Here is a 14,399-nt window from a genome sequence, read left to right on the forward strand (position 1 = left end):
CCCCCCCCCCGGAGGCCGGCGGTCGGTTGCCTCGTGCGGCGCGAGACGATGAAGCGGACGCGATTCGCTCATTCAGGTGATATCGGTGCGGGGAAGAGCGGGCGTGTCCCCCGTTCGGGGCCGAAGCGCGAGCGTGCCGTCGCCGCAAGCGCCCGGGTCCAGCGAAAACGGGTCTACGGCTACGATCGGCGCCGAGACCCGATGGACCAGAGCAGGATCCGCAACTTCTCGATCATCGCCCACATCGACCACGGGAAATCGACCCTGGCCGATCGCATCCTGCAACTCACGGACACCGTCGCCGACCGCGACATGCGGGAGCAGCTGCTCGACTCGATGGATCTCGAGCGCGAGCGGGGGATCACGATCAAGGCGCAGGCGGTGCGGGTCGCGTGGAAGGGCCACCAGCTCAACCTCATCGACACGCCTGGTCACGTGGACTTCACCTACGAGGTGTCGCGCTCGCTGCAGGCGTGCGAGGGCGCCGTGCTCGTCGTCGACGCCGCGCAGGGGATCGAGGCGCAGACGCTCGCAAACGCCTACCTCGCGATCGAGAACGAGCTCGAGATCGTCCCCGTCGTCAACAAGATCGACCTGCCCTCGGCCGACCCGGACGGCGCCGCGGTCGAGGTCGCGAACCTGCTCGGCGGCGACCCGGACGACGTCGTGCGCATCTCGGCCAAGACCGGCGTCAACGTCGACCAGGTGCTCGACGCGATCGTCGAGCGCATACCGCCGCCGGCCGGTGATCGCGACGCGCCGCCGCGGGCGCTCATCTTCGACTCGTCGTACGACCAGTACCGCGGTGTGATCGCGTTCGTTCGCGTCGTCGACGGCCGCTTCGAGACCGGAGCGGCGCTGCGCGCGATGGCGCTCGGCACCGAGTTCGACGCCGAGGAGCTCGGCTTCATGTCGCCGTCTCGCGTGCCGGTGCAGGCGCTCGAGGCGGGCGAGGTCGGCTACGTCATCACCGGCCTCAAGGACGTCTCGGCGCTGCGCGTCGGCGACACGCTGACGACGCGCAAGGGCGTGGCGGCGAACGAGCCCGTGCCCGGCTACAAGGATGTCAAGCCGATGGTGTTCGCCGGCCTCTTCCCGACCGACTCCGACGACTACCCGGAGCTGCGCGACGCGCTGGAGCGGCTCAAGCTCAACGACGCCGCCCTGTTCTACGAGCCGGAGACGTCGCAGGCGCTCGGCTTCGGCTTCCGCTGCGGCTTCCTCGGCCTGCTGCACATGGAGATCGTGCGCGAGCGGCTCGAGCGCGAGTTCGATCTCGACCTGCTCGTGACCGCGCCCAACGTCGCCTACCGGGTCGAGCGGCGCAACGGCGAGACGGTCGAGGTGCACAACCCCGCCGACATGCCGCGCGAGCTCGAGCGCGTCGAGGAGCCGTACATCAAGGCGTCGGTGATCGTGCCGAAGGACCACGTGGGCGCCGTCATGGAGCTCTGCAACGAGCGCCGCGGCCGCTTCGACCACATGGAGTACCTGTCCGAGGAGCGCGTGCTGCTCGCCTACGAGCTGCCGCTCGGCGAGATCGTGCTCGACTTCTACGACCAGCTGAAGTCGCGCACGCGCGGCTATGCGAGCTTCGACTACGACATGGCGGGCTTCCGCGAAGGCAACCTCAGCCGCGTCGACATCCTCGTCGGCGGCGAGCAGGTCGACGCGCTCTCGCTCATCACCCACCGCGACTTCGCCTACGAGCGCGGCCGCCTGCTCGTCGAGCGGCTCAAGGAGGAGATCCCGCGGCAGATGTTCGACGTGCCGATCCAGGCGGCGATCGGCGCCCGCGTGATCGCGCGCGAGACGGTGAAGGCGCGGCGCAAGGACGTGCTGGCGAAGTGCTACGGCGGCGACATCAGCCGCAAGCGCAAGCTGCTCGAGAAGCAGAAGAAGGGCAAGAAGCGGATGAAGCAGGTCGGGGGCGTGGAGGTGCCGCAGGAGGCGTTCCTCGCCGTTCTCAACCTGGACGGCGACAGGAAGAAGTAGCGGGCGGCGGTGGGCGGTCTTCCGATCACGCCCCACCGCGAGCAGGCGTCGGTGCCGCCGGTCGCGGGCGGCCGTGCCGTGCGGGAGCTCGAGCCGTGACCGCGACGGGCGCTCCGGCGGCGGCTGTCCGGCACCTCTATCTCCACCTGCCGTTCTGCGCGCACCGCTGCGGGTACTGCGACTTCGTCACCGTCGTCGGGCGCGCGCAGGAGCACGGTCCCTACGTCGATGCCCTCCTCGTCGAGCTCGAGCGCGAGCGTCACGTGCTCTCGTCTCCACTGGAGACGGTCTTCCTCGGCGGCGGTACCCCGACGTTCACGCACCTGGACGCCCTGCGCCGTGTGCTGGAGGCGCTGCCGGCTGCCGGCGAGGTGACGGTCGAAGCCAACCCCGAGACCGTCACGCCCGAGCTTGCCGCGCTGCTGCGCGAGGGCGGGGTGACGCGGGTGTCGCTCGGGGCGCAGACCTTTGCGCCGCGGCTGCTCGAGGTGCTCGAGCGTGTTTCCGGACCGGACGACGTCCGGCATGCCGTGCACACTCTACGCGATGCCTGTTTCGACAACATCTCGCTCGACCTCGTCTACGGCATCCCGGGCCAGGAGCCCGCCGACCTCGATCGCGATCTCGCGGAGGCGCTCGCGCTCGCGCCCGAGCACCTCTCCTGCTACGAGCTCGAGGCGAAGCCCGGCACGCGCTTCACACACGCCTTCGGGGACGAGCTCGCGCGCCAGGCCGAGGCGATGGAGGGGTACTTCGAGCACGTCGTCGAGACGCTCACGGGGGCCGGCTACCGCTGGTACGAGACGGCGAACTTCTGCCTCGACGGCGGGCGGGCGGGTGGGCGCGACCTCCGCGCTCGGCACAATCTCGGCATCTGGCGCGGGCGCAGCTACCTCGGCGTCGGTATCGGGGCGGTGTCGACGCTCGCGGGCGTGCGACGGCGCAACCTGCCCTCGCTCGGGCGCTACGTCGGGGCGCTGCGGGCCGGCGAGTCGCCTCCCCGGGAGGTCGAGGAGCTCGACGCCGCGACGAAGGCGCGGGAGCGGCTCATGCTCGGGCTACGCCTCGACGAGCCGCTGCTTCGCGCGGGCCTGGAGGAGGCAATCGACGAGCGAGCGCTCGAGCGGCTCGTCGCCGGCGGGCTCGTCGAGCGCGTCGGTGTCCGGTCCGGCACCGTGCTCGACGAGCAGGCGCTGCGGCTTACGCGGCGCGGACGGTTCCTCGGCGGCGGCGTGACGGCCGAGCTGCTCGCCTGAGCCCGAGCCGGCCGCGAACGCGACGGGTCACGAGCCGCTGCGACGGCCTCCTGCCGGGGGTACGATCGGTGGCGAGATGGAGCAGATCTCCTCCCGCAAGCGCGAGATTCTGCGGCGGCTCGTCGAGGAGTACGTGGCGACCGGCCAGCCCGTCGGCTCGAAGGCGCTCGTCGAGCGCTCCGGCATCGACGTGTCCTCGTCGACCGTGCGCAACGAGCTCGCCGAGCTGGAGAGCCTCGGCCTGCTCACGCACCCGCACACCTCCGCCGGTCGTGTGCCGACCGAGGGCGGCTACCGGCTCTACGCGGAGGAGCTCGTCGACACGCTCGACGGGCGGACCGAGACGCTGCCCTTCGAGATCGCGGAGATGCGCAACGAGCTCGAGGCGGCGCTCCGGTCGACGACCGAGACGCTCTCCCAGGCGACGCGGCTGCTCGCGCTCGTCTCGGCGCCGGCGCTGGGCTCGGCATCCGTGCGCCACGTCGATGTGCTCCAGCTCCAGCCGCGTGCCGTGATCGTCGTCGTGATCACGTCCACCGGCGGGGTCACGAAACGGGTGTTCGAGCTCGAGGAGCCCGCCGACCCCGGCCTCGTCGAATGGGCGCGCACGTATCTGGAGGAGCAGGTGATCGGCCTCGCCCTCGGCTCGAGCACGCTGCGCCGCCGGCTCGAGGAGCCCGCGCTGCCGTGGCGCGAGCGCTCGTTCCTCGCGCGGCTGCGGCCGGCGTTCGTCGATGCGGTCGCCGACGACGGGCCCCAGCTGTTCGTCGGCGGTGCCGCCGGCCTGCTCGGAGACGCGCGCGGGGCCGAGCTCGATGCCTGTCAGCGTCTGCTCGACGTCCTCGAGCGGCGCGCGGCGGTGCTCGCACTGCTCTCCGATGCTCTCGATCCGCGCCGCACCGTCGTGCGCGTCGGCCCCGAGGTCGACGGCGGGCAGCTGCACGACGTCTCCTATGTCGGCGCCACCTATGGGCTCGCAAGCCGCTCGCTGGGATCGGTTGCGCTGCTCGGCCCCCTGCGCATGGACTACGAGAAGGCGATCCGCACGGTGCGTGCCGCGGCGTTCGAGCTGTCGCGGCTCGTCGAGGACGTGTACGAGGGAGTCTGATCCCGCCGCTACCCTCGAGGCGATGGCAACCGCAGAGCGCGACTACTACGAGATCCTCGGCGTCGAGCGTGGGGCGAGCGACGGCGAGATCAAGAAGGCGTTTCGCAGGCTCGCCCGCGAGCTCCATCCCGACGTCTCCGAGGCTCCCGATGCCGAGGAGCGCTTCCGCGAGGCGGCCGAGGCGTACGAGGTGCTGTCCGACCCCGAGCGCCGCGCCACCTACGACCGCTTCGGGCGCGAGGGCCTGCGCGGCCGCGGCTTCACGCCGGGCGATTTCGACCTCGGCAGCCTCTCGGACATCTTCGGGGCCTTCTTCGGCGAGGCGTTCTTCGGCCAGGGGAGGCAGGCGAGCCGGGCGCGGCCCGGCCGTGGAGCCGATGTCGCGGCGGTGGCGGAGATCGCTCTCGCCGACGCGTTCGCCGGCTCCCGCGTGACGGTATCCGTCCGCGTCGCGCGCACGTGCGCCTCCTGCGGCGGCGACGGCGCCGAGCCGGGCACGAGACCGGTCACGTGCTCGACCTGCGGAGGCGCCGGTCGCGTGCAGCAGGTGTCGCAGAGCGTGTTCGGCCAGTTCGTCCGCAGCGCCGCCTGCCCTCGCTGCGACGGGGACGGGCGCATCGTCGAGTCGCCGTGCGCGGCGTGCGACGGCGCCGGGCGCATCCTCGAGGACCGCTCCCTCGACGTCGACGTGCCGGCCGGCATCGCCGACGGCCAGCGCATCCGGCTTCGTGGGGAGGGGCATGCCGGCTCTCTGGGCGGACCTCCGGGCGACCTGTTCGTACAGGTGCACGTCCGGCCGCAGCCCGGGATCGAGCGGGACGGCGACGATCTGCACGCGGCCGCCGAGCTGACGATGACCCAGGCTGCGCTCGGCGCCCTCGTCACCGTCCCCGGGCCCGAGGGCGAGATCGAGCTCGAGCTGCCCGCCGGCACGCAGCCCGGCTCCGTGCACGTCCTCGAGGGGCGGGGCATGCCCTCGCTCCACGGCGGCAGGCGCGGCGACATGCACGTGCACGTACGCGTGCGCGTGCCCCGCGTGCTGACGCCCGCGCAGCGCGAGCTCGTCGAGCAGCTCGACGCGTCGCTCGGCGAGGGTGCCTACCACGCCGACGACGGGTTCTTCGGGCGCCTCAGGAACGTCTTCCGCTGAGCGTGTGCGTGCGAGTGGCGGTGCGGGTGGCGGCGGCCGACGTCGAATGCGCGCGCGCGCTCGCCCTCGAGCTCGTCCCGGGCGGCCTCGAGGAGCGCGCCGCCGGCGGCGAGATCGAGCTCGGCCTCTACGTCGACGAAGGCGACGTCGGCCGGATCCGTGAGTCCTTCCCGGCGGCACGCGTCGAGCGCGTCGAGCCTGGCTGGGAGGATGCGTGGCGCGCGTTCCACCGCCCCGTCCGCGTCGGAGGGATCTGGATCGGGCCGCCCTGGGATCATCTCCCCGACGGCGAGCCGGCCGTCGTGATCGATCCGGGTCGCGCCTTCGGTACCGGCGCCCATGCGACGACCCGGCTCTGCGTCGAGCTGCTGGCGATCGCGCCGCGAGGCTCGCTGCTCGACGTGGGCTGCGGCTCCGGGGTGCTGGCGATCGCAGGGGCGCGTCTCGGCTACGGGCCCCTGCTCGCCGTCGACGACGATCCCGTTGCCGTCGAGGTGACGCGCGCGAACGCCGAGTCGAACGGCGTCGTCGTCGAGACGCGTGTGATCGACGCCCTGTCCGGGCCGCTGCCGCGGGTGGACGTCGCCGTCGCGAACATCCTGCTCGGCCCCGTCGAGCACGTGCTGTCCCGGGTCGACGCCGGATACGTGATCACGTCCGGCTACCTCGCCGGCGAGCGGCCCGCCGCGCCCGGGTGGACGTGGGTCGAGGGCCGGGAGGTGGACGGCTGGGCCGCCGACCTGCTCGTCCGTGCCGGCGGCCGCGATGCCCGCGGGGGCTGCGGGTAGGCGCTCCGCTCCTTCGCGAGGGAGAGCGGAGGCCCGCCCGCGGGCGCTCGCCGAGCTCGGAGCGCCGGACCTCGGCCGCGAGCGTCTAATCTCAGAGGCCCGATGGCGACGTTCTCTGCTCAGTTCCTCGGCTGCAAGGTCTCGTTCGCCGATCAGCAGGCGATCCGCGAACGGCTGCTCGGCGACGGCCATGTCGAGGTCGACGGCCACGGTGACGTCGCCGTCGTCAACACGTGCTGCGTCACGCGCGAGGCGGTCGCGAAGTCGCGCCAGGCCGCCCACCGTGCCGCCCGCACCCACCGCAGGGTGTATGTCACCGGCTGCGCCGCGAATCTCGCCGTCGACGCCTTCGCCGGCCTGCCCGACAACGTCACCGTCGTGGCGGGTCGGAGCGAGGAGATCCCGGCGGCGGTCGCCGGCGACGTCGGCGCGATCGCCTGCGTCCAGGCCGAGCATCGCCTCGAGCGGGTGCGCGCGTTCGTGAAGATCCAGGACGGCTGCTCGTTCTCGTGCGCGTTCTGCGTCATCCCGCTCGTCCGCGGCGGAACGCGCAGCCGTACGGCGCAGGCGGTGCTCGGGGAGATCCGCCGTCGCGTCGAGCAGGGCCACAAGGAGATCGTGCTGACCGGCGTCAACCTCGGCTGCTTCCGCGACCGCGGGGCCGGTTACACGCTCGCCCGTCTCGTCCGTGAGGCGGGCGCGATCGCCGGGGTCGAGCGCCTGCGCCTCTCGTCGATCGAGATCAACCACGTCGACGGCGATCTCGTCGCCGCGCTGCGCGAGACGCCCACCGTGTCCCGGCACCTGCACGTTCCGCTCCAGTCCGGCGACGACGCGGTGCTCGCGGCGATGGGACGCCGCTACCGGGTCGCGTCGTATCTTGCGAAGCTGGAGCCGCTCGGCGACTTCAACCTCACGACCGACGTGATCGTCGGCTTCCCGGCCGAGGACGAGCGGGCGTTCGCGAACACCCTCGACGCCGTCGAGCGCGCGGGCATCACCAAGGTGCACGTGTTCCCGTACTCGCCGCGCCCGGGAACGAAGACGGCCGCGTACGACCCTGTCCCGGCCGCCGTCAAGCGCGAACGCGGCGCCCGCTTGCGGGCCGCCTCGGGAGCCGCCTGCCGTGCCCGCTGGGAGCGCCGTGTCGGCAGCGAGGACATCGTGCTCGTCGACCGGCCCGGCCGCGGCTACGCGGACGACTACACCCCCTGGCTGCTCGACGCGCCCGTCGGCGCGCTCGTGCGCGCACGGGCGACAGGGGTCTGCGAGGAGGGGGTGCTTGCCGTTGCCGCCTGACGACTGCCTCTTCTGCAGGATCGTCGCCGCGGGCGACCATGTGCACGCGGCGGACGGCTTCGTCGCCGTCCGCGACATCGCGCCCGCCGCCGACACGCACCTGCTCGTCCTGCCCGAACGGCACGTCGACACCTTCCGCGACGTTGCCGCGTTTTCCGACGAGGAAGCCGGCCGCATGCTCCGCTTCATCGCCGAGACCGCCGCACGCGCCGGTCTCACCGACTACCGTGTGGTCGTCAACGTCGGACCGGGCGGGGGCCAGACCGTCTTCCATCTCCACTGGCACGTGCTCGGGGGCGCCCGCCTTCCCGGGTTCCATTGACCGCCGCGCAGGAGCAGACTATCCCCATGAACCTCATTCCCCGCATCGAGGAAGAGCTGAAGCAGGCACGCCTGTCGCGCGACGACGACCGCCGCGACGCGCTCGCGCTCATCCTCTCGAGCCTGAGGTCGGCGCAGAAGGAGCTGCAGCGCCACCTCACCGAGGACGAGGAGCTGCAGGTGCTGCAGAGAGAGCGCAAGAAGCGGGTCGAGGCGTTCGAGGCATACGAGAAGGCCGGTCGCGAGGAGCAGGCCGACAGGGAGGACTTCGAGCTCGAGGTGCTCGAGGAGTTCATGCCGGACCCGCTCAGCGAGGAGGAGATCGAGGAGATCGTCGACGACGTGATCGCGGAGGTCGGCGCCACCTCGATTCGCGACCTCGGACGCGTGATGGCGGACGTGATGCCGCAGGTGTCCGGCCGCGCGGACGGCTCGCAGGTGAGCCAGCTCGTCCGCGAGAAGCTCGCCTAGACCCGCCTCGAGCTTCCATGCGAGGCTAGCGGACGTGCCTCGCGATCGCGAGTGCCTCGGCCTTCGACACGTCGCCCTCGAGCCTGAGCGTGACACCGTCGCTCGCCCAGATCAGCACACCGCCGCGCACGCGAACCGTGCGCTCGAGCCACGGGCCGTCCGGCGCCGCGACGCGGACGACGTGGTCGGCCCCTTCCACCCACAGCCCGCGCCGTCCGGCGACGTCCACCGGCTCGATCAGGGTCGCCGGCCCGACCGTCTTCTCGAGCAGCCCCGGCACGCCGCTCACGACCTCGGTCAGGACGATGCGCCGCTCGCAGCACCAGACCAGCGAGACGATGCCACCGCCCGCCCGGTCGAGGTAGACGGTCGCCGGAGGACGCCCGGTCGCCGTTCTCGGTAGCCGGATCCGGAACGGTACGAATCGCGAGGCCTCGTCGAGCGAAACCGGACGGCCGAACGGCACGAGCCGGGCGGCCGCCGTGGGCGGCGCCTCGTCCAGGCGCACGATCTCGACGCTCCCGACCCGGAACAGCGCCCGGAAGGCGCTGCGGGCGCCGGGGGAGAGCGCGAGACCGGCGGCGATGCCGGCTGCGATCGCGACGAGGACGATCGCGACGCGCATCCGCCGCGCGCGGCGGGACACGGGGCGCTCGCGGCTGATCGCGGCGAGCAGCTCGGGCGTGGGGGGGAACTCGATCTCCTCGGCGAGCGCCGTGAGCGTGGCGTGCAGGTCGTTCACATCGTCTCCCGGAGCCGGTCGAGGGCGCGCGACAGCCGCGACTTGACGGTGCCGCGCCGGATGCCGAGCACGACCGCGCTCTCTTCCTCGCTGAGGCCGAGGAAGTAGCGGCAGGCGACGACGAGCCGCTGCTCGTCTGCGAGCGCCTCGACGGCGCGCAGAACGCGGGCACGCTCCTCGGCGGCCACGAGCACCCCCTCGGGGGACGGAGCCGCGTCCCCCGAGAGAGCCTCTGCCGCCGCCCGCAGCACGAGCGACTCGCGGCGGCCGGCCGAGCGGCGGCGGTTGCGCGCCTCGTTCGCCACGATCGCGAGCAGCCACGGGCGAAACGGCGCTTCGCGGCGGAACCGGGCGAGCGAGCGGAAGGCCTTGACGAGCCCGTCCTGCGCGGCCTCTTGCGCGTCGGCGGCGTTGCGCGTGATCAGGAATGCGGTTCGGAAGGCGATCTCCTCGTGCGGTCGGACGAGCTGTGCGAACGCGTCGGCGTCGCCCCGCTGCGCGCGCGCGACGACGTCGTGCTCTGCTGGTGGCCGGCTCGCCACACCACCCACTACACCGGCGCGGGCCGCCGGGTTCCCTCGCGGTCGAGGGGAACCGCGCAGCCACCGGCGGTGTAGACGAGGCGACCCACGAGAGAGGAGTCGAATGATGGCACGCTCGCTCACGCTCGCAGTCCTGGCCCTCACGGCCGCGCTCCTCGCCCTGCCCGCCGTCGCCGCGGCGAAGGGGCCGAGCGCGGCCCGCATCGAGGGCCCGGGGCTCGCCTCGCCGCTCGTTCTCACCGGTTTCGGCGAGGACGGCACGGGGCCGCTCGGAGCCCTCACGATCGAGGGCGGATTCTTCGCAACCACGTTCGGACAGGTGCCGGACGCGCGCCTCCCGGGCAGGCCGGCGGGCGACCTCGGGCCCCGCTACAGCGTCGACTACACCGTGCCCGCCGGCGAGTCCGAGCCCGGCCACGTCGCGCAGGACCTGTACCCGTACGCCGCGGGAGGGCCCGTTCTCTACCTCGCGCCGGGGCAGCGGATGTTCGCCGGCGGCGAGACCGTGGGCGGATGGATCCGCGGCTCGGAGACGCTGCGTGCCGCTCTCGTCACGGCCGGCTTGCCCGCGAGCGCGCCGGGCGTGGGCTCGAGCCCCCGGCTCGACGAGCCGCTCCTCGTCGGCGGCGGCCTCGTCGCGCTGCTCGCGCTCGCAGGGGTGCTCGCGGTGGTCGCACGCCGACGTGGGCGTCAGCAGGCGGGATCCGACGCGCGGCGGGAGGCGACCTCCGCGTAGCCGGCCTCGAACGGACTCCCCCATTGGGGAGCGAGGCTCCCTCTTGGAACGCTATCGGCTCGGCGGTGACGGGTGTGGGCCGTCTTCGTGCCGTCTCTGTGTCGTGCGCGCGCAGCCGGCGACGGGGCGGGCGGCCGTGGCGCCACAGTCCTCGAGCCGGGCGAGCCGCGACAGGGTGCGCCGGTGGTGGGCGACGAGCCGGTAGCAGCGGTCGGCGAGCCCCGGCAGCCGCTCGGCCGCGGCTGCGAGAACGGCTGCGTGCGGGAGCTGTCGCAACAGCGGCGGCAGTGCGGCGCCGCCCGAGCGCCTGCGCCCGCGGTCGTCGACGACGTGCACGGACGCCGCCCGCTCGGCCGGCGAGAGATCGCGCAGGAGCACGGCGCCCAGCTCCGAGTCGATCGGAACGACCGAGACCCCGGTCCGGGTCGCGACATGGCCGGCAAGCCGGACGCAGATGCCACAGCCGCCGTCGTAGAGGACGGTGAGGGCGCCCATGCGGACACCGTAGCGGCCCATCCCTACACTGAGACCGGTGCAGGATGTGGTCACGGTTCCGAACGACGTCGCCGCAGAGCTCGCGGGGGTCGGCGACGGGGTGCTCGACTCGCTGCGAGAGCGTCTCGGCTGCTCGATCTCGCTTCGCGGCAACAAGCTCACGCTGGACGGCGAGGGCGCGCGCGTGGCCGAGGCGCGCGCCGTCGTCGACGAGCTCGTGGAGCTGATCGGGGGCGGGCACGCCATCGGCCCCGACACGGTCGGCGCCGTCGCCGCCGCGCTCGACCAGGCGGAGAACATCCGCGACGTGTTCGAGGACGTCGTCTGGCGGCACCGTGGCAAGAAGATCGCGCCCAAGACGATCACGCAGAAGCGCTACGTCGACGCCATCCGCCGCAGCACCGTCACGTTCGGGGTCGGCCCGGCCGGCACCGGCAAGACCTATCTCGCGATCGCGCTCGCCGTCGCCGCGCTGACCGAGAAGCAGGTGGGGCGCCTCATCCTCACGCGGCCGGCGGTCGAGGCGGGCGAGCGGCTCGGCTTCCTCCCCGGCGACATGCTGGCGAAGGTCGACCCGTACATGCGCCCGCTGTTCGACGCGCTCTACGACACGATGGACGCCGACCGGCTCAACGCGTACATGGAGCGGGGCACGATCGAGGTGGCGCCGCTCGCGTTCATGCGCGGCCGCACGCTCAACGACTCGTTCATCATCCTCGACGAGGCGCAGAACACGACGCCCGAGCAGATGCAGATGTTCCTCACGCGGCTCGGCTTCGGCTCCAAGGTCGTCGTCACCGGCGACATCACGCAGATCGACCTGCCGCGCGAGCAGGCATCCGGCCTCATCCAGGTGCGCGACATCCTGCGCGACGTCGACGGGATCGGGTTCGTCGAGTTCGGCCACGAGGACGTGGTGCGCCACAAGCTCGTCCAGCGAATCGTCGAGGCGTACAAGCGCCACGCCGAAGAGACCGGCACCGCCCGCAAGAAGTGATCGACGTCGAGGTCGACAATCGCAGCGGCGTCGCGGTCGACGCGGCCGCCGCCGTCGCGCTCGCCCGCCGTGTGCTCGCCGAGGAGGGGATCGAGCAGGCGGAGCTCGGCATCGCGTTCGTCGGCCCTGACGAGATCCGCGCCCTGAAGGCCGAGCATCTCGGTGTCGACGAGGCGACCGACGTCCTCTCGTTCCCGATCGACGGCCGCGACGAGCTGCCCGAAGGCGTGCCGCGGGCGCTCGGCGACGTCGTCGTCTGCCCGCAGGTCGTGGGCGACGAATGGCGCTGGCCGCTCGTGCACGGTCTTCTCCACCTGCTCGGCTACGGCCACGGCAGGGAGATGGAGTCGCGCGAGCGCGCGCTGCTCGGGATGACGGCATGAGCCCGGTCCCGGGGCGCCGGCCGCCGTCGATCCTCGAGAGCTTCAACGTCGCCTTCGAGGGCATCATCCACGTGCTGCGCACGCAGCGGAACATGCGGATCCACTTCGTGATCGCGGTCGCCGTGCTGATCGCCGCGCTCGCCGTCGACGTGTCGAAGATCGAGCTGATCGTGCTGCTGCTCTCGATCGCGTTCGTGCTCATCGCCGAGATGATCAACACCGCCGTGGAAGCCGCCGTCGACATCGCGTCGACGTCGTTCGACCCGATGGCGAAGCTCGCCAAGGACATCGCCGCCGGCGCGGTGCTGATCGCCTCGGTCAACGCGCTCGCCGTCGGCTACCTCGTCTTCTCCGGCCAGGTCGCCGACCGCAGCAACAACTTCCTCGACCGGCTCTCGAAGACACCCGCCGAGCTCACGCTCGTGGCGCTCGTGATCGTGATCGTGCTCGTCATCTCGATGAAGGCGCTCTCCGGCCGCGGCACGCCGTTGCGCGGCGGCTGGCCGTCCGGCCACTCCGCCGTCGCGTTCGCCGGCTGGATGGCGATCACCCTCACCCTCCAGAGCTCCGAGCACCGCTTCCTCGTCTCGTCGCTCGCGTTCATCCTCGCATTCCTCGTCGCCCAGACCCGCATCGAGTCGGGCGTCCATTCCACGCTCGAGGTGCTCACCGGCGGTACGCTCGGCGCCATCGTGTCGCTCGTCATCTTCCAGGTGTTCTCCGCATGAGCGACGACGAGCTGCTCGCCCGCGCCGACGCGATCGCTGCGCGCGCCTACGCGCCGTACTCCCGCTTCCACGTCGGCTGCGCCGTGCTCACACGCGGCGGCCGCGTCGTCGAGGGCGTCAACGTCGAGAACGCCGCCTACCCGCTCGGGGTCTGCGCCGAGCGGACGGCGCTCTCGCGCGCCGTCGTCGAGGGCTTCCGCCCCGGCGACTTCACGGTCGCGGCGATCACCGCGTCACCGTGCGGCGGCTGCCGGCAGTGGCTCGCCGAGATGGGCGTCGAGCGGGTCGTCTTCCGCAACGGCGGCCGCGTCGTGCGCATGACCGTCGACGAGCTGCTGCCGGAGCGGTTCGACGCGGGTGAGCCGGCGTGAGATCGGGCTTCGTCGCGGTTGCCGGGCGGCCGAACGTGGGCAAGTCGACGCTCGTCAACGCCCTCTGCGGCGACAAGGTCGCGATCACCTCCAGGGTGCCGAACACGACGCGGCGTCGCATCTTCGGCGTCGCGAACGGGCCCGACTGGCAGCTCGTGCTCGCCGACCTGCCCGGCTTCCAGCGGCCGATGGACGCGCTCACCGAGAAGATGCAGGAGACGGTCGACGGCTCGTTCGAGGACGTCGACGTCGTCCTGCTCGTCGTCTCGGCACGCGACCGCATCGGCGCCGGCGACCGCTTCGTCGCGCGGCGGGTGTTCTCCCTGGGGGTGCCGGTGATCATCGCGGTGAACAAGATCGACCGTCTCAAGCACGGCCACGTCGCGTCCCAGATGAAGGCCGCGGCGACGCTCGGCGACTTCCACGCGCTGCACCCGGTGAGCGCGCTCACGAAGGACGGGATCGGGGCATTGCGCGACGACCTCGTGCAGCTGCTGCCGGAGGGCCCGCGCTACTTCCCGCTCGAGCAGACGACCGATCTGACGACTGGGAGCCGGATCGCCGAGGTCGTGCGCGAGAAGGCGCTCCATCTGACCCGGGACGAGGTGCCGCACGCGATCACGGTCGAGGTGGACGAGATCGGGGACAAGGTCGTGCGCGCCTTCGTGCTCGTGGAGACGGAGTCGCAGAAGGGGATCCTCGTCGGCAAGAAGGGCGCGATGATCCGCGAGATCGGCTCGCGTGCCCGGCCGGAGGTGGAGAAGCTGCTCGGCCACCCGGTCTTCCTCGAGCTCGTCGTCAAGGTGCGGCCGAAGTGGCGGCGCGACCCGAAGATGCTGGAGCGGCTCGGGCTGTAGGAGCGGGGCGTGCCACGCTGGGGCGGAGGCCCCGTTCGAGTGAGAGCATGCTGGCGCAGGCGAGGTTGCCGGCTCTCGCAGCAGTCGTGTTCGCGCTCAGATGCACGGGGGTGCGACCGAGACGGTTGCAGGCCGGAGGCCTGTCCCGGACGAGACGAGC

At 72.3% G+C, this 14,399-nt stretch carries 17 protein-coding genes; 14 read left to right on the plus strand and 3 right to left on the minus strand.

The annotated features are described in order from the left end of the window. Positions 1 to 201: 201 nt before the first annotated feature. The 8 genes from lepA (at position 202) to Gocc_RS13855 (ending at position 8,388) form a co-directional block, all read left to right on the plus strand. Positions 202 to 1,995, plus strand: a complete 1,794-nt coding sequence (lepA, locus tag Gocc_RS13820; RefSeq protein ID WP_114797166.1) for a translation elongation factor 4 — start codon at positions 202 to 204, stop codon at positions 1,993 to 1,995. A 95-nt stretch (positions 1,996 to 2,090) separates the two neighbouring features. Next, the gene (gene hemW / locus Gocc_RS13825) at positions 2,091 to 3,251 is read left to right on the plus strand and encodes a radical SAM family heme chaperone HemW (RefSeq protein WP_114797167.1); all 1,161 of its coding nucleotides are present in this window, start codon (positions 2,091 to 2,093) and stop codon (positions 3,249 to 3,251) included. Between the two features lie 76 nt (positions 3,252 to 3,327). Then, entirely contained in the window at positions 3,328 to 4,359 is a 1,032-nt protein-coding gene (hrcA, locus tag Gocc_RS13830) for a heat-inducible transcriptional repressor HrcA (protein ID WP_114797168.1), read from the plus strand. A gap of 22 nt (positions 4,360 to 4,381) precedes the next feature. Then, the gene (gene dnaJ / locus Gocc_RS13835) at positions 4,382 to 5,509 is read left to right on the plus strand and encodes a molecular chaperone DnaJ (RefSeq protein ID WP_114797169.1); all 1,128 of its coding nucleotides are present in this window, start codon (positions 4,382 to 4,384) and stop codon (positions 5,507 to 5,509) included. A gap of 14 nt (positions 5,510 to 5,523) precedes the next feature. Beyond that, entirely contained in the window at positions 5,524 to 6,297 is a 774-nt protein-coding gene (locus Gocc_RS13840; protein WP_220150642.1) for a 50S ribosomal protein L11 methyltransferase, read from the plus strand. A gap of 102 nt (positions 6,298 to 6,399) precedes the next feature. After that, on the plus strand, positions 6,400 to 7,596 hold the full coding sequence (locus Gocc_RS13845) for a MiaB/RimO family radical SAM methylthiotransferase (RefSeq protein WP_114797170.1): 1,197 nt from the start codon (positions 6,400 to 6,402) through the stop codon (positions 7,594 to 7,596). Then, positions 7,586 to 7,918: an HIT domain-containing protein gene (locus tag Gocc_RS13850; RefSeq protein ID WP_114797260.1), complete on the plus strand. Its 333-nt coding sequence runs from the start codon at positions 7,586 to 7,588 to the stop codon at positions 7,916 to 7,918. Before Gocc_RS13845 ends, Gocc_RS13850 begins: the two co-directional genes overlap by 11 nt. A 26-nt stretch (positions 7,919 to 7,944) precedes the next feature. Continuing rightward, the gene (locus Gocc_RS13855) at positions 7,945 to 8,388 is read left to right on the plus strand and encodes a GatB/YqeY domain-containing protein (protein WP_114797171.1); all 444 of its coding nucleotides are present in this window, start codon (positions 7,945 to 7,947) and stop codon (positions 8,386 to 8,388) included. A gap of 25 nt (positions 8,389 to 8,413) precedes the next feature. Here Gocc_RS13855 and Gocc_RS13860 read toward each other — a convergent pair whose 3' ends face one another. Then, positions 8,414 to 9,130 carry a hypothetical protein gene (locus tag Gocc_RS13860; protein ID WP_114797172.1) on the minus strand — a complete coding sequence of 239 codons (717 nt, stop codon included), beginning with the start codon at positions 9,128 to 9,130 and terminating at the stop codon, positions 8,414 to 8,416. Beyond that, a complete protein-coding gene (locus Gocc_RS13865) occupies positions 9,127 to 9,672 on the minus strand; it encodes an RNA polymerase sigma factor (protein WP_220150644.1) in 546 nt (181 codons plus the stop codon). Before Gocc_RS13865 ends, Gocc_RS13860 begins: the two co-directional genes overlap by 4 nt. A gap of 106 nt (positions 9,673 to 9,778) precedes the next feature. Between Gocc_RS13865 and Gocc_RS13870 the strand changes: the two genes are divergently transcribed. Further along, the gene (locus tag Gocc_RS13870) at positions 9,779 to 10,408 is read left to right on the plus strand and encodes a hypothetical protein (RefSeq protein ID WP_181813721.1); all 630 of its coding nucleotides are present in this window, start codon (positions 9,779 to 9,781) and stop codon (positions 10,406 to 10,408) included. 51 nt (positions 10,409 to 10,459) lie between these two features. Here the strand turns inward: Gocc_RS13870 and Gocc_RS13875 are convergent, their stop codons facing one another. Further along, complete coding sequence (locus Gocc_RS13875) at positions 10,460 to 10,903, minus strand: thiol-disulfide oxidoreductase DCC family protein (RefSeq protein WP_181813700.1); 444 nt, start codon at positions 10,901 to 10,903, stop codon at positions 10,460 to 10,462. 37 nt (positions 10,904 to 10,940) lie between these two features. On the opposite strand from Gocc_RS13875, the gene Gocc_RS13880 reads away from it, so the two are divergent. The 5 genes from Gocc_RS13880 to era are packed head-to-tail and all read left to right on the plus strand — an operon-like array spanning position 10,941 to position 14,239. Then, positions 10,941 to 11,900, plus strand: a complete 960-nt coding sequence (locus Gocc_RS13880) for a PhoH family protein (protein WP_245904947.1) — start codon at positions 10,941 to 10,943, stop codon at positions 11,898 to 11,900. After that, a complete protein-coding gene (ybeY, locus tag Gocc_RS13885) occupies positions 11,897 to 12,283 on the plus strand; it encodes an rRNA maturation RNase YbeY (protein ID WP_114797261.1) in 387 nt (128 codons plus the stop codon). The genes Gocc_RS13880 and ybeY overlap by 4 nt, the downstream gene beginning before the upstream one ends. Beyond that, on the plus strand, positions 12,280 to 13,011 hold the full coding sequence (locus tag Gocc_RS13890; protein WP_181813701.1) for a diacylglycerol kinase: 732 nt from the start codon (positions 12,280 to 12,282) through the stop codon (positions 13,009 to 13,011). The genes ybeY and Gocc_RS13890 overlap by 4 nt, the downstream gene beginning before the upstream one ends. Beyond that, the gene (gene cdd, locus Gocc_RS13895; RefSeq protein WP_114797178.1) at positions 13,008 to 13,382 is read left to right on the plus strand and encodes a cytidine deaminase; all 375 of its coding nucleotides are present in this window, start codon (positions 13,008 to 13,010) and stop codon (positions 13,380 to 13,382) included. The genes Gocc_RS13890 and cdd overlap by 4 nt, the downstream gene beginning before the upstream one ends. Beyond that, the gene (gene era / locus Gocc_RS13900) at positions 13,379 to 14,239 is read left to right on the plus strand and encodes a GTPase Era (RefSeq protein WP_114797179.1); all 861 of its coding nucleotides are present in this window, start codon (positions 13,379 to 13,381) and stop codon (positions 14,237 to 14,239) included. Before cdd ends, era begins: the two co-directional genes overlap by 4 nt. The last annotated feature ends 160 nt before the right edge of the window (positions 14,240 to 14,399 follow it).

This window comes from Gaiella occulta (genome assembly GCF_003351045.1).
Lineage (GTDB): Bacteria > Actinomycetota > Thermoleophilia > Gaiellales > Gaiellaceae > Gaiella > Gaiella occulta.

Excerpts from the sequence above, each read along its gene's own strand:
- Gocc_RS13845 (WP_114797170.1), top strand. The coding sequence starts at position 6,400 with ATGGCGACGTTCTCTGCTCAGTTCCTCGGCTGCAAGGTCTCGTTCGCC.
- Gocc_RS13870 (WP_181813721.1), top strand. The coding sequence starts at position 9,779 with ATGGCACGCTCGCTCACGCTCGCAGTCCTGGCCCTCACGGCCGCGCTC.
- Gocc_RS13890 (WP_181813701.1), top strand. The coding sequence starts at position 12,280 with ATGAGCCCGGTCCCGGGGCGCCGGCCGCCGTCGATCCTCGAGAGCTTC.
- hrcA (WP_114797168.1), top strand. The coding sequence starts at position 3,328 with ATGGAGCAGATCTCCTCCCGCAAGCGCGAGATTCTGCGGCGGCTCGTC.
- cdd (WP_114797178.1), top strand. The coding sequence starts at position 13,008 with ATGAGCGACGACGAGCTGCTCGCCCGCGCCGACGCGATCGCTGCGCGC.
- Gocc_RS13875 (WP_181813700.1), bottom strand. The coding sequence starts at position 10,903 with ATGGGCGCCCTCACCGTCCTCTACGACGGCGGCTGTGGCATCTGCGTC.
- dnaJ (WP_114797169.1), top strand. The coding sequence starts at position 4,382 with ATGGCAACCGCAGAGCGCGACTACTACGAGATCCTCGGCGTCGAGCGT.
- Gocc_RS13855 (WP_114797171.1), top strand. The coding sequence starts at position 7,945 with ATGAACCTCATTCCCCGCATCGAGGAAGAGCTGAAGCAGGCACGCCTG.
- lepA (WP_114797166.1), top strand. The coding sequence starts at position 202 with ATGGACCAGAGCAGGATCCGCAACTTCTCGATCATCGCCCACATCGAC.